The sequence below is a fragment of the Tardiphaga sp. 172_B4_N1_3 genome, from assembly GCF_052076035.1.
GTDB lineage: Bacteria > Pseudomonadota > Alphaproteobacteria > Rhizobiales > Xanthobacteraceae > Tardiphaga > Tardiphaga robiniae.
This window is the reverse complement of record NZ_CP197238.1, coordinates 309,677-322,894: the sequence shown is the minus strand read 5'-3', so window position 1 is coordinate 322,894 and position 13,218 is coordinate 309,677. Positions and strand designations below refer to the sequence as shown.

Annotated in this window: 11 protein-coding genes; 3 read left to right on the top strand and 8 right to left on the bottom strand. The window is 61.9% G+C overall.

Features of this window, described 5'->3' with window-relative positions:
* Positions 1 to 63: 63 nt before the first annotated feature.
* The 3 genes from AB7783_RS01490 to AB7783_RS01480 form a co-directional block, all read right to left on the bottom strand.
* Entirely contained in the window at positions 64 to 1,650 is a 1,587-nt protein-coding gene (locus AB7783_RS01490; protein WP_441276601.1) for an ABC transporter substrate-binding protein, read from the bottom strand.
* A gap of 40 nt (positions 1,651 to 1,690) precedes the next feature.
* Positions 1,691 to 3,277, bottom strand: a complete 1,587-nt coding sequence (locus AB7783_RS01485; protein WP_441276600.1) for an ABC transporter substrate-binding protein — start codon at positions 3,275 to 3,277, stop codon at positions 1,691 to 1,693.
* A 161-nt stretch (positions 3,278 to 3,438) separates the two neighbouring features.
* Positions 3,439 to 4,368 (bottom strand): 2-hydroxyacid dehydrogenase, encoded by a 930-nt coding sequence (locus AB7783_RS01480; protein ID WP_441276599.1) that lies wholly within the window; start codon positions 4,366 to 4,368, stop codon positions 3,439 to 3,441.
* Positions 4,369 to 4,612: 244 nt separating this feature from the next.
* Between AB7783_RS01480 and AB7783_RS01475 the strand changes: the two genes are divergently transcribed.
* Positions 4,613 to 5,491: an AraC family transcriptional regulator gene (locus tag AB7783_RS01475; protein WP_441276598.1), complete on the top strand. Its 879-nt coding sequence runs from the start codon at positions 4,613 to 4,615 to the stop codon at positions 5,489 to 5,491.
* Between the two features lie 15 nt (positions 5,492 to 5,506).
* Here the strand turns inward: AB7783_RS01475 and AB7783_RS01470 are convergent, their stop codons facing one another.
* The 3 genes from AB7783_RS01470 to AB7783_RS01460 form a co-directional block, all read right to left on the bottom strand.
* Positions 5,507 to 5,716, bottom strand: a complete 210-nt coding sequence (locus tag AB7783_RS01470) for a hypothetical protein (protein ID WP_139285955.1) — start codon at positions 5,714 to 5,716, stop codon at positions 5,507 to 5,509.
* A gap of 17 nt (positions 5,717 to 5,733) precedes the next feature.
* Positions 5,734 to 5,952: a hypothetical protein gene (locus AB7783_RS01465; protein WP_068737424.1), complete on the bottom strand. Its 219-nt coding sequence runs from the start codon at positions 5,950 to 5,952 to the stop codon at positions 5,734 to 5,736.
* 235 nt (positions 5,953 to 6,187) lie between these two features.
* Positions 6,188 to 7,729: an acetolactate synthase large subunit gene (locus tag AB7783_RS01460; protein WP_089268028.1), complete on the bottom strand. Its 1,542-nt coding sequence runs from the start codon at positions 7,727 to 7,729 to the stop codon at positions 6,188 to 6,190.
* Positions 7,730 to 7,968: 239 nt separating this feature from the next.
* Between AB7783_RS01460 and AB7783_RS01455 the strand changes: the two genes are divergently transcribed.
* Both AB7783_RS01455 and AB7783_RS01450 read left to right on the top strand, forming a co-directional pair.
* Complete coding sequence (locus AB7783_RS01455; RefSeq protein WP_081422064.1) at positions 7,969 to 8,583, top strand: L,D-transpeptidase; 615 nt, start codon at positions 7,969 to 7,971, stop codon at positions 8,581 to 8,583.
* A gap of 105 nt (positions 8,584 to 8,688) precedes the next feature.
* Positions 8,689 to 9,507 carry a DUF2927 domain-containing protein gene (locus AB7783_RS01450; RefSeq protein WP_089268029.1) on the top strand — a complete coding sequence of 273 codons (819 nt, stop codon included), beginning with the start codon at positions 8,689 to 8,691 and terminating at the stop codon, positions 9,505 to 9,507.
* An 856-nt stretch (positions 9,508 to 10,363) separates the two neighbouring features.
* Here AB7783_RS01450 and AB7783_RS01445 read toward each other — a convergent pair.
* Positions 10,364 to 11,950 carry an MFS transporter gene (locus tag AB7783_RS01445; RefSeq protein ID WP_441276597.1) on the bottom strand — a complete coding sequence of 529 codons (1,587 nt, stop codon included), beginning with the start codon at positions 11,948 to 11,950 and terminating at the stop codon, positions 10,364 to 10,366.
* Positions 11,937 to 13,118, bottom strand: coding sequence for an HlyD family secretion protein (locus AB7783_RS01440; protein WP_441276596.1), 1,182 nt, complete (start codon positions 13,116 to 13,118; stop codon positions 11,937 to 11,939). Before AB7783_RS01440 ends, AB7783_RS01445 begins: the two co-directional genes overlap by 14 nt.
* Between the last annotated feature and the right edge of the window lie 100 nt (positions 13,119 to 13,218).

Genomic DNA, 13,218 nt, shown 5'->3' with positions numbered 1-13,218 from the left:
TAGCCGGACGCTTGCACGTCCGGCTACAGCCAAGCCATCAAGTGACTTTCAGTAACTTCGGCTTCAACCGAGCGTCACGGCTCCAAAAGTCTCGTGCACACCGATGCCGGTGGTGATGACGTTCTTCAACCGCTTGTCGATGAAGTTGGGGAAGTCTTGCTCGACCATCCATGCGATCGGGACTTCTTCTACGACGATTTTCTGCACGGCCGTATAGAGTTCCTGACGTTTGGCGTCAGTGGTCGCCACGGCGGCTTCCTCGAATAGCCGGTCTACTTCCGGATTGGAATAGCCCGCGATATTTGAGAACAGAATGCCCTTGCGGATATTCGCCGTAATGTAACTGCGCGACACGCCAAGCGCGGGATCGCCGAACTGGTACAGCAGATTACAGGTCATCTCGTAATTCCAGTTGCTGGTCCGCTCGGCCCAGCCGGCAAGATCAAGATTCTCCAGTTGCAGATCGATGCCGACACGACCTAACGACTGCTTGAAATATTCAGCCGAGCGCTGCCAGATTTCGCCGTAGGGCGGAACCAGGAACTTGATGGTGACGCGCTTGCCGTCGGCGCCGGGCTTCAGGCCCATCTCGTCGAGCAGGGCTTTCGCCTTGTCCAGCGAGTAGTCGTACTGCTTGACATCTTTTTCGTAGAACCGGGTCTTCGACGAAACGGGTCCGGTCGCCACCTTCCCGAGATTGAAGAACACGCGTTGCAGCAGCGCTTTGCGATCGACCGCGAACATGACCGCCTGACGGAAGCGCTTGTCGTCCATCGGCTTGACGCGAAGATTGAACTCCAGCCAGAAATGCGGCGCGAAAAACTCGTAGCCCTTGGTGGTCATTTCGACATTGGGTAGCTTCGAAAGACGCGCGACATCGAACAGTTCAACGTCGGTCCACTGCGTCAATTGGACCTTGCCCTGTTCGAGCGCGACGGCGCGCGATGCGCCGTCCGGAATGACGCGGTAGATGATCTCGTCGAGATGCGGCTCGCCCTTGCGGTAATAGCCTTCGTGCTTGACGAGATGAACGTGTGAGCCCTTGACCCATTCCTTGAGTTTGAACGGGCCCGAGCCGATCGCCTGCGCATTGGCCGGGTTCTTGCGGAAATCGGTGCCGTCATAGATGTGCTTCGGCACGATCGGCGCGGTGGTGCAATCGAATGAATTGAGGAACGGCGCGAACGGCGCTTTCAGCGTGAACACGACCGTGAGTGGATCGGGCGCTTCAGCCTTTTCGATGCGCAGGAAGGTGCCGCGCGCACGCGCATGGGTTTCGACGAGGACCTTGGTCACCGAGAACACCACGTCTTCCGACGTCAACGGCTTGCCGTCATGGAAGGTGATGCCTGGAAACAGCTTGAACGTATAGACGAGGCCATCGGGTGAAACGGTCCAGGACTCAGCGAGACCGGGCAGCGGCTTGAGATCGGCGCCGTAGCGGAGCAGGCTCTCATAGATCTTGCCGCCCAGCGTCAGCGTCGGCTGCTGCTGGTTGAGCGCCGTCACCAGGATCGGCGGCTCGGGCTGGATGATTGTATTGAGCGTGCCGCCCCTGGTCTGACCCACGGCGCGGGTGACGCCGAGGGGAATTCCCGAAAGCGCCGCCGCACTCAAACCCAATAGCTTCGCAAATTCACGTCTGTTCATCTTAATTCCTTTGTAGCAAAGATATTTGAAGCGCTCAACGTCATCCGAAGCTCACCGCCCCGAACGTCTCGTGCACCCCGATCGCCGTCGACAACACGTTCTTCAGCCGCTTGTCGATGAAGTTCGGATAGTCCTGCTCGAACGTCCAGACCACTGGAACATCCTCAACGAGAATTCTCTGGACCTGGCTATAGAGCTCCTGCCGCTTGTCATCGGATGTTGCCACGGCTGCTTCTTCGAACAGGCGATCAACTTCCGGATTGGAATAGCCGGCAGTGTTCGAGAACAGAATGCCCTTCTTGATATTCGATGTGATGTAGGTGCGCGCGACGCCGAGCGCGGGATCGCCGAACTGGTAGACCAGGTTGCCGGTCATATCGTAATCCCAATCGGCGAACTTTTGCGCCCAGCCGGCGATATCGGTGGTCTGCAATTGCAGATCGATGCCGACGCGCCCGAGTGACTGGCGCAGGAATTCGGCGGCCCGCGTATTGGCCTCGCTGACCGGCGAGATCAGATAGCGCAGCGTGACGCGCTTGCCATCCGGACCCGGCTTCAGCCCCATCTCGTCGAGCAGCGCTTTCGCCTTATCGACAGAGTAGTCATAGGTCTTGACGTTCTTGTCGTAGAACCGTGTCTTCGACGAGATCGGGCCGGTCGCCAGCTTGCCGAGCCCGAAATAGATTCGCTGCAGCATCGCCTTACGGTCGATCGCATGCATCACGGCCTGACGAAAACGCTTGTCGTCCATCGGCTTGATGCGATTATTGAGTTCGATCCATTGATGCGGCGCAAAGAACTCGTAGCCCTTGGTGGACACCTCGTAATTCGGCAGTTTCGACAGCCGCGGCACCTCGAAGAATTCGATATCGCCCCACTGCGTCAGCTGCACCTTGCCCTGCTCGACCGCCACGGTACGCGACGCACCATCGGGGATCGCGCGGTAGATGATTTCGTCGAGATAGGGCTCGCCGGGCCGATGGTATCCTTCGTGCCGGACAAAATGGATGTGCGATCCCTTGACCCACTCCTTGAGCTTGAACGGACCGCAGCCGATTGCCTGCGCATTGGCGGGATTCTTGCGATAGTCGGTCCCCTCATAGATGTGCTTCGGCAGGATCGGCGCCGTGGTGCAATCCAGCGACGTCAGGAACGGCGCGAAGGGCGACTTCAGCGTGAAGATCACCGTCAGTGGATCGGGCGCTTCCGCCTTTGCGATGCGCGCAAATGTCACGCGACCGCGCGCATGGGTTTCCATCAGCACCTTGGTCATGGTGAAAATCACGTCTTCCGACGTCAGCGGCTTGCCGTCGTGAAACGTGATGTTCGGGAACAGCTTGAATGTGTAGGTCAGCCCGTCCGGCGAAACCTCCCAGGATTTGGCGAGGCCGGGAATTGGCTTGAGATCGAAATCGTAGCGCAGCAGGCTCTCATAGAGTTTGCCGCCGACGGTGAGGGTCGGCTGTTGCTGATTGATCGCCGTAACCAGGATCGGCGGTTCGGGCTGAATGATCGTATTGAGCGTACCGCCTCTGGTCTGCCCCGTGGCGCGGGCGATGCCGAGCGGGATGCCCGACAGCGCCGTAGCGCTCAGACCCAGCAATTTCGCAAACTCACGTCGATTCATTCAGCTCTCCCGATGGACACAGAGGGTTGAACGTCAGGGTTGCACTGACGCGCAAGGATGAGCTTGCAAAATTCAAGCCGCCGCCGTCGCCGGGCCGATCATCATCGCGATCGGGCCGGCGTTGTCTGAGAACCGAGCATGTTCCGTAAATGAGCAGGCATTCAGTATCCCAGTGCCGGATCGACGCGGTTGAGTAGAATCTCTCCAGCCTTGAGACGGCGGATATTCTCGGCAATCTGGTCGGCAATGACGCGCGGTTTGGCCAATCCGGCCATGTGCGGCGTCACCAGAATACCCGGCTCCGTCCAGAGAGGATTGTCAGGCTGCAGCGGCTCCTTGTCGAACACGTCGAGAACCGCGCCGCGCAGATGGCCCGATCGCAATGAGGCAACGAGGTCTGGAACGTTCAGATGCTCGCCTCGGCTGCAGAGGATAAGTGCCGCCCCTTTCGGCAGGCGGGCAAAGCGATCAGCATTCAGGATTCCCATCGTGCTCTGCGTTAGCGGCAGCAGGCAGACGAGGATATCGGTCTGTGCCAGGAAATCGTCGAGCGCGGCGTCGCCGGCGAAGACGTCCACACTCTCGACCTGTTTTGCGGAGCGCGACCAGCCGGAGACCTTGTAGCCGACCGATTTCAGCAGAGTGGCAGCCTGGATTCCGAGGGTGCCGAGACCGAGGATGCCGACGCGCTTGTCGGCGGCAGCGACCTGATCGTAGCGATGCCAGTGCCCATTACGGGCATTGGTGGAGACGCGGTCGAATTCGCGGTGAAAATACAGCGTGCCCCACAGCACATATTCGGCCATCGCCTTGCCCAGCAGCGGATCCACGATCCGGCAAAGCGGCCGGTCCGGCAGCGCCGTGTCGGACAACACATTGTCCACACCGGCGGCGATGGAGTGGATCAGCCGCAAATTCGGCATGGTCGCCATCACGCCCGCGGGTGGTTTCCAGCAGACCACAACCTCCCCATCGAGCGCCCCCTCTTCCGGCCAAGTGGTCACGAGCGCGCCGGGAACCACCCGCTTCAGGTGGTCTTCCAGAAAGCCCATCGTGTTGGACAGGGTTGTCATGAGAGTAATGCGGGTCATCGAATTCCTGCGTTTGTTTCTGCCCGAGCCTTTTCCGTTCCGATTGAATCGGAACGGGGCTCAGGATTGTTGTTTTACGCGTTTTCTTAACGCGAACCGGTACCCACTTCGCTGGAAAACGCGCTAGTGGCATGAAGCCTGCTTTGAGAATGGCAACGTCCGGAACGATGCGCTCAAAACCTCTATCCTAGGGTACGATGTCGGCGCATCATCTCCGTCTTCACAGGGTCAGGATTTGTCGCGTATGGGCCATATCTCTTCAATTTCGTGCAACACGCCGCGCCAGCGCGTCGCGCCGCCGGCCATGGTGAGTTTTTCCGGGTTCGAGGCCAGCGGCCGCCGCGCCGATGCACTCCAGGGCGCACAACGCCCGGTGGTTGCGATGGCTGCCGAATTCTCCTCGGGCGGCGTCGGAGTCCGGCACAGCCACCGCCGCGCGCAATTTCTCCACGGCCTGACCGGGGTCATGACCGTGATCACGGAAACCGGCAGTTGGACCGTATCGCCGCAGCACGCGCTGTGGATCCCGCCCGGCGTCGTCCATCAAAGCCGCTGCTGGGGCACCGTGCAGCTCCGCACGCTTTACGTCGAACCCGACGTGACGGTCGGCCTGCCGACCTCGTGTCAATTGATGGAAGTGTCGTCGCTGGTACGCGCGCTGCTCAACGAGGCCGTCACCTTCCCGACCGAATACGATATGGATGGCCGCGAAGGCCAGATCATGAATTTGATGCTTGCCGAAATCGGCCGCATGCCTGCGGTGCCATTGCGTGCGCCGATGCCGCAGGATCGCCGCCTCGCGCGGATCTGCGAGGCGATCCTGCGCGAGCCCGGCAACAATCAGGATCTGGAATCCTGGTCGCAAATCGGCGGCCTCGGCCGACGGACGCTGACGCGGCTGTTTCGCCGCGAGACCGGCATGAGCTTCGCCGAATGGCGCCAGCAGGTGCGATTGATGGAAGCATTGTCGCGCCTGACCATGCGCGAGCCGGTGACCAATGTGGCGCTCGATCTCGGCTATGATAGTCCAAGTGCCTTCAGCGCTATGTTCCGTCGCTCGATGGGAATTTCACCACGCGACTATCTACGCTGGAGCGAACAGACGGAGGACTTGGCAACGTGACCGACGCGCACCTCCTTAGGACTCGACCGCTGGCCGCGCTTCCATCGAAGCACGCAATCGGCGAATACCGGCTTCGATTTCGCGGATGTCGTCGTCGAGCTGCCCAAGCAACACGCCGAAATTGAAGTCCATTCTGTTGCGGACGGACGCCGCCAGCGTTTCGCGATGCACCTTGAGATCTTGCAACGCACTTAGCTGGTTCGTATCGACATAGGCGGCAACCACAAGCTCAATCGCGCTTTTCACCGCAACGCTTTCTTCTCGGCTTCATCGATTTGCGCTTTCAGCCGCGCCTTGGTCGCGCGAACACCGGGGAATGGTGCTCCGAGCCGGCGTGCCTGGATCTGAACGGAACTCTGCGGTCGTTTCATGATCACCGCGGCTCTGGCCAGCGATACTTTACGCGCGATAAGCCCTTTCAGAATTTCAATCTGTTCGTCGTCCCAACGATTTTTTGCCATCTGATCTTATGAGTGCGCTGAAATAACTTGTCTGTGCGGTAGCTGTCCCTCTGCAACGCGATGTTCACAACTATTGTTCCCGATGCGCCAGGTTGCAGAGCACAATCCCTGCCGGAGAAAGCGCTGCGTGGAGTTGCGCCGAAAAAAGGCTCCGGAGTGATCCGGAGCCTTTCTCTATTTGGCAGGCACCCCGCTTGGTAGCGGGGTATTTGTCAGCTGCGATGATAACCGCCGCTTACATCACCACTTCGATCAGCTTCGGACCCTTCGCGGCGATCGCGTTAGCGAGCGCTTTATTGAAGTCGTCGACGTTCGACACCGAAACGCCGGGGACGCCCATGCCTTTGGCGAGCGACACCCAGTCGAGCGTCGGACGGTCGAGATTGAGCATATCGAGCGCGCGCTGGCCGGGCTCGCCGGCATCGACGCCTGCGAATTCACCGAGCAGGATTTGATACTTGCGGTTGGCGAACACGATGGTGGTGATGTCGAGCTCTTCGCGGGCCTGCGTCCACAGCGACTGCAGCGTGTACATCGCGCTGCCGTCACCGACCATGCAGATCACCTTGCGGTCCGGGCAGGCCACGGCGGCGCCGGTGGCGACCGGGGTCGAGAAGCCGATCGAGCCGCCCATGTTCTGCAGCCAGTCATGCGGCGCAGCCGCTGCGGTCGGCGGGAAGAATCCGCGACCGGTGGTCAACGACTCATCGACCATGATGGCGTTTTCCGGGATCGCATAGGCAATCGCCTGCGCAATCGTGGTGTGGTTCAGCGCGCCGGTCGGCTTCACCAGTTCGGCGAGCTTCTGCGGCTTCACATCCGACGGCTTGGCGCCGAGCGCGCCGGCCAGTGCTTCGAGCGCAGCGATCGAGTTCTCGCCGCCGGCGGTGATGCGATGCACTTCGCAGCCTTCCGGCTTCAGCATGCTCGGCTTGTTCGGATAGGCGAAGAAGGCGACGGGATCGTTGGCTTCCACCAGCACGATGTTCTTGAAGTCCTTCAGCAGCGGAAGTGCGGCTTCGATCACATAGGGAATGCGATCGATGGAGAAGCGGCCACGGCCGCGCGCCATGCGCGGATTGTAGGTCTGGCCCATCACCTTGCAGCCGGTCTTGCCGGCGATCTGCTCGGCCAGCGCCAGGCCCTTTTCGGTCAGCCCCTGGCCGGTCATCAGCAGCAGGGTCGAGGCGCCACCGTCCTTCATGATCCTGGCGGCAGTCTCGACGGCCTGTGCCGAATAGCCGGCGCTCTGCTTCTCGGCAGGCACCGGCGCCACACCATCGGCCGCGCCCCATGCGGTGTCAGCGGGCAGGATCAGCGTCGCGATCTGGCGATCCTTGGCGGCGGCAATTGCTGCGGCGCCGTCCTTGGCCACCGACTTGGAATCCGGCGAGGTGTGCACCCACTGCGACATCGGGCGGGCGAGGCCCTCGATGTCCGAGGTCAGCGGCGCGTTGTATTCGATGTGATAGACGGCATGCTGGCCGACGATGTTGACGATGCCCGAATTGGCCTTCTTGGCATTGTGCAGGTTGGCAAGGCCATTGGCGAGGCCGGGACCGAGATGCAGCAGCGTCGAGGCCGGGGTGCCCTTCATGCGGAAGTAGCCATCCGCCGCGCCGGTGACGACGCCTTCGAACAGGCCGAGCACGCAGCGCATGCCTTCGACGCGGTCGAGCGCCGCAACGAAATGCATTTCCGACGTTCCCGGATTGGCAAAGCAGACATCCACATTGCCCGCCACCAATGTCCGCACCAGGCTTTCCGCACCGTTCATCGTCTCACTCCGTTTGATTCAGGGTCGTATCTCGGTTTCTTGATCTCGGGGGCTGATGAACCATTGTTCGGAGGGCCCGTCAAAGGGTCGGAACGCAAGGCTTCGTTGTGAGGGCCGCGGGACGGGCTGAACGCCGGTTATTATCGCTCCATCCGGGCTGTCCTCACACGGCCGTGGGTTGCGGATCGGGGCGATTTATGGCCTGTCTTGGGCCTCAATTTTTTCTGGCGAGGACCATGATGAAGCGCCTTTTTGCTCTCTTTTTTGCCGCAGCCGCGTTCACCACAATTGCGTTTCCTGCCGATGCACGCGTTCGCAACCAGCCGCCGGCACAGGACTTCGAGGTCGACGACGGCCCGTCGCTCTCCAACTTCTTCTCCAATTTCGGCAATGGCGGCGGCAACAGCTCCGGCCCGATCCAGCGCCAGACCGTCGGCTTCCACAGCAATTACGCCCCTGGGACCATCGTCGTGAACACCGCCGAGCGCCGGCTCTATCTGGTGCAGCCGGGCGGCCAGGCGCTGCGCTATGGCATCGGCGTCGGCCGCGATGGCTTCCGCTGGGGCGGCGTCCACCGCGTCACCGCCAAGAAGGAATGGCCGAGCTGGACCCCGCCGGCCCAGATGCTCGCCCGCCGGCCCGACCTGCCCCGCCACATGCCCGGCGGCATCGACAACCCGCTCGGCGCCCGCGCCATGTATCTCGGCTCGACGCTGTACCGCATCCACGGCTCCAACGAGCCGGAGACCATCGGGCAGGCCGTGTCCTCGGGCTGCTTCCGCATGACCAATGACGATGTCACCGATCTCTATAACCGCGTCTCGGTCGGCGCGACGGTGATCGTCAAGAACTGAGCTTGAGCTGAGAACGAAGGCTTCCTGCGGGAAGCCTTCGAATAGTCCGCGGGGGCGGCACTGAACGCTTGCGCAAATACGCGCATTGCGAGAACTTGAGTAATAATGCCCGCCCCGACACCAGATCGATTCATCGTCCGGACGATTGCCGCGCTGCTGGCGCTAGCGTCTTTGACCGCCTTCGTGCCGCAGCCGTCTTATGCCGGTGCGAGCGAGCCGCCCGCCGTTACGGCGCGCCAGCGCACCGAGAAGAAAACCTTTACCGACAGCGAGATCATCGACGGTTTTTTCAAGACCGCCTTTGGCGCCGAATATCACCTCGCCGGCCGCGTCGACCGCATCCGCAAATATGAGCTTCCGGTGCGGGTCTTCGCCGAGGGCCGTGCCGACCGCAAGGCTCAAATCGCCAAGGTTGTGACCGACATCGCGCGCCGGGTGCAGCATCTCAACATCGCCATGGCGGACAACCGCGACGACGCCAATGTGCTGGTGAAGCTGGTGCGCGACCGCGATCTCTATCGCACCATCTCGACCTTCTACGGCACCGACCGGGCCAACGAGATCCGCGACTCCCTCGACCCGCAATGCCTGTCCGGCTTCCGCAAGAACGAGGCCTTCGAGATCGAACGCTCCGACGTGATCCTCACCGTCGACAATGGCGACTTCGTCTTTCTCGACTGCGCCTATGAGGAATTGCTGCAGTCGCTGGGCCCGATCAACGATACCAGTACGGTGCCGTGGACGATGTTCAACGACAACGTCCAGATGGGCTTCTTCGACGTCTACGACCAGTACATCCTCAACATCCTCTACGATCCCCGCATCAAGGCCGGCATGACCGTGCAGGAGGTCAAGGACGTGCTGCCGCAGGTGCTCACTGACGTGCGGATCTGGGTGAGCAAGGTGAACGAGCTGCAGGATTAGCGGCGCTTCTCTTATCCCTCCCCCCGCGCGAAGCGAAGCTTCGCCAGGCGGGGGGATTCCACGAACGCCTGCGCGTCCCAGCTTCTTCGAATGTCAAACAGCCACTGCTCGTCAGACATGCGTCATCGCCCCCATTGTTTGCGGCGCGGGGGCGCCGTCGTTGCTTGCATTCCCGCCCCCTGTGAGAGGGCGTGCGGAACGCCGGGTGCCCGTTGCACCCTTGGGCCTGATGCGAATGCGGTCTTCCGCAGGTTAGTGTGCATCAGGACTTTCGGAGGCGCCGAGCAAGTGCCCGGCGTTCCGCATGCGGTGTTTTTTCGGTTGCTTGCACATCTGCCATGGCGAACGGTCCCATCACCAAAATTAATGTCCCAGGGCGGAGGGACAGGGTAGCCTCAAGCGACTGGGCCGAACGCGTTTCGATTTGGTCGTCCGTCACGCTGTCCAGGGCTCTTTCCATCCGAAGGTCGGCCGTCTCCTTGCCAGTGGCAGTGCTGGCGCAGATCCGTCCTGCCCGAAGACAAACGTTCCCCCATGAACCGCGTGACGCCGCATCTCCGGCGTCCACCGCATCCCACCCCGCGAACGTGACGATCGCGATCGCCCCTCTCGGTGGGGCAGGACGGAGGGGAATATAAGCCTGATAGGGATGCTGTCAATGAGAGATAGGAAAAAATGTTTGGGTGCTGTCTTGCCGCCCCACACTGTCATTCCGGGGCGCGGGCGCACCTTTGCGCACGCGAACCCGGAATCCCAGCATGTTCAGCGCAAAACAGTCCGAGATTCCGGGTTCGTGCTCTGCCGGCTTCGCCGGCGACGCACGCCCCGGAATGACGAGTGAGGTCGCCTCGTCCTCTCACCCCCGCGACTTCGGCGTGAACGGTCCCTTCGGCGCGTTGCCGATCAACGACACGACGATCAGCGCTGCCATCGCGAACCAGAAGGTGAGCCAGAAGCCGTCGATATAGGCCAGCGTATTGGCCTCGCGCTGCACGAGGCTTGCGAGCGTGCCGATGCCGCGGGCTTGGGCAAGGCCCTCGCCATGGCTGGCGAAGCGGCCGGTGAGTTTGGCAAGAATGCCGACGACATCGGCATCGCCGCTGGCGACATGCTGGCCGAGCAGATTCGAATGGATCTGCTCGCGCACGCGCAGCCAGGTGCCCATCAACGCAATACCGATCTCGGCACCGCCGAGGCGGAAGACCTGGATATAGGCCGCAAAGGCGGTGGCGCGCGACGGATCGGAATTCGACAGTGCGATGATCACGATGGGAAGCAGCGTGAAGCTCTGCCCAAGCGACTGCAACATCACCATCGGGATGAAATCGCCAAGCGCCCATTCATGGGTGAGCTGCGTGCCCAGGAGGGCGGCGGCGGCGAATGCCGCAAGGCCAATGATCAGCGTCAGCTTCACGTCGTAGTAGCGAATGAGCCAGATCGACAGCGGCACCAGCACGATCATCGGCACGACGGCATAGAGCAGAAACAACATGCCGGACTGCTCCGGCCGCAACAGCGCGATGTTGGTGAGAAAATTCGGCGCCAACGATGAATTGGACAGGCTGGTCATGGTGTAGAGAATGATCGTCAGCAGCGCGAGACCGATATTGCGCGACAGCAGCACCTCGGCATGCGCCCATGGCCGTTTGACCACCGACTCATTGATGAAGAAGCCGACGGTCAGGACCGTGCCGCCGCCAAGCAGCGCCACCACCGTACCCGAACCCAGCCAGTCCAGCCGGTTGCCCTGATCGAGCCCGGCATAGATCATGGCCATGCCGGTGCCGAGCAAGAGCATGCCGCCCCAATCCGCCTCGCACAGCACGAAGCGGTTGATCGGCTCGCGCGGTGTGCCGAGCCAGACGAACAGCGCGAGCAGCGGCGCGATGATGACATCCTGCCAGAACATCCATTGCCAGCCGATGTGGCTGACATAGAAGCCGACCAGTGCAGTGCCGGAATTGAGCGAGAAGCCGACGCGAATGGAATAGATCGCAATGGCCGGTAGCCACCACTTCATCGGCAGATTGCGAAAGATGATCAGCAGCGTTGCCGGCACGAAGGTGCCAAGCAGCATGCCGTGCACGATGTTCAGCACCAGCAGCAGATTGTAGTCGCGCACCAGCGGGATCACCAGCGAGATCGCCGCATAGACCAGGGCAGGAATGCCGAGCACGCGGCGCAGCCCGAACACGGTGGCCATCCAGGCCACCGCCGGCGCGATGAAGATCTGCGACGCGGTGCCGGCGGTGGAGAGCCACGCGCCTTCATCGAAACTCAACCCCAGCGCCCCGCGCAGATCGGCGAGGCCGATGGAGAAGATTCGCGTATCGAAATTGGCAAGGAACGCGCCGAGCAGCACTGCCCCGACCGCAAAGATCGGATGGTGCGAAACGCCCCCGGTCGAGACCGGGCCGCTTTCGATGACCTTACTTTCCGCCATTGCCGGCCGCCGGCGCGTCGGTGTTGATGCTGGCGGTCACCGACATGCCCGGCAGCAACCGGTCGAGCAGCGGCTGTCCCTTGTCGAGCGTGATGCGGACCGGCACGCGCTGCACGACCTTGGTGAAATTGCCGGTGGCGTTATCCGGCGGCAGCAAGGCGAATTGCGATCCCGACGCCGGCGAGACGCGCTCGACACGGCCACGCAGGGTCTCCGCCGAGAACGTATCGACGACGATGTCGACGGGCTGGCCGGGCTTCACGCGGGTAAGCTGCGTTTCCTTGAAATTGGCGATCACATAGACGTCGGGCAGCGGCACGATGCTGATCAGGCTGGAGCCGATATTGACATAATCGCCCGGCTGCACCTGACGCTCGCTGACCACGCCATCGAAGGGCGCCACGATCTTCGTATAACCGAGGCGTAGTCTGGCGGCATCGAGCGTCGCCTTGGCGCCGAGCAGATCGGCGGCGCGCTGTTTGCGCGTGCCAGCGAGAACTTCGAGCTGATGTTTTTGCGCAGCGATCACCGCGCCACTCGCCTTTACATCAGCCTGTGCCTTGGCATAGGCGGCGGTTGCCTGTTCGAAGCGCTGCCGCGTGCCGGCTTCGGTCTGCGTCAGCGAAGCCTGACGTTCCCGCTCCTGTTGCGCCTGCACTTCCATCGCCTGCGCCGACACGCGCTGCGCCTCGGCCTGCGCGATGGTGGCGTATTGCAGCTCGACCTGGTTGGCGAGATTGTCCAGCGCCGCCTGCGCACCGGCGACGCCGGCTTCGGCTTGCGCTACCTGCGCCTCGTAATCCGCGGGATCGATCTGGATCAGCAGATCGCCGGCTTTGACGTGCTGGAAGTCGTTCACCGGCACGGCTTTCACGGCACCGGCCACGCGGCTCGACAGCCGCGTTGTCTGCGCGCGGATATAGGCATCATTGGTGGTTTGCACCGCGCGGTTGCCCATCCAGATGTCCCAGCGGGTGGTGGCCAGAACGATGAAGACAACCGCGGCAGCAACGGCCAGCAGCGGAATCGCAAGACGACGCCACGCCTGCTGTGCTGGCGTCAGCGCCGCAGCCTGTGCGGGCGGTTGCGCAGCCGGTTGTGCCGGTGTCGGCGCAACAGGTTGTGACGGCGCCGGTTGCGGCGTTGGGGATGCATCAAGCTGGGACATGTCTTCCTCGCAGCGACTGAGTGACATTATGTCTCATGTCGTCGCACCCGATTCAATCGCCCGATATCGGCAATCCATACCGGTGCCGCAGCATTCGGGT

Excerpts from the sequence above, each read along its gene's own strand:
- AB7783_RS01465 (WP_068737424.1), bottom strand. The coding sequence starts at position 5,952 with ATGGCAAAAAATCGTTGGGACGACGAACAGATTGAAATTCTGAAAGGG.
- AB7783_RS01450 (WP_089268029.1), top strand. The coding sequence starts at position 8,689 with ATGCCCGCCCCGACACCAGATCGATTCATCGTCCGGACGATTGCCGCG.
- AB7783_RS01475 (WP_441276598.1), top strand. The coding sequence starts at position 4,613 with ATGGGCCATATCTCTTCAATTTCGTGCAACACGCCGCGCCAGCGCGTC.
- AB7783_RS01490 (WP_441276601.1), bottom strand. The coding sequence starts at position 1,650 with ATGAACAGACGTGAATTTGCGAAGCTATTGGGTTTGAGTGCGGCGGCG.
- AB7783_RS01455 (WP_081422064.1), top strand. The coding sequence starts at position 7,969 with ATGAAGCGCCTTTTTGCTCTCTTTTTTGCCGCAGCCGCGTTCACCACA.
- AB7783_RS01480 (WP_441276599.1), bottom strand. The coding sequence starts at position 4,368 with ATGACCCGCATTACTCTCATGACAACCCTGTCCAACACGATGGGCTTT.
- AB7783_RS01485 (WP_441276600.1), bottom strand. The coding sequence starts at position 3,277 with ATGAATCGACGTGAGTTTGCGAAATTGCTGGGTCTGAGCGCTACGGCG.
- AB7783_RS01445 (WP_441276597.1), bottom strand. The coding sequence starts at position 11,950 with ATGGCGGAAAGTAAGGTCATCGAAAGCGGCCCGGTCTCGACCGGGGGC.
- AB7783_RS01440 (WP_441276596.1), bottom strand. The coding sequence starts at position 13,118 with ATGTCCCAGCTTGATGCATCCCCAACGCCGCAACCGGCGCCGTCACAA.
- AB7783_RS01460 (WP_089268028.1), bottom strand. The coding sequence starts at position 7,729 with ATGAACGGTGCGGAAAGCCTGGTGCGGACATTGGTGGCGGGCAATGTG.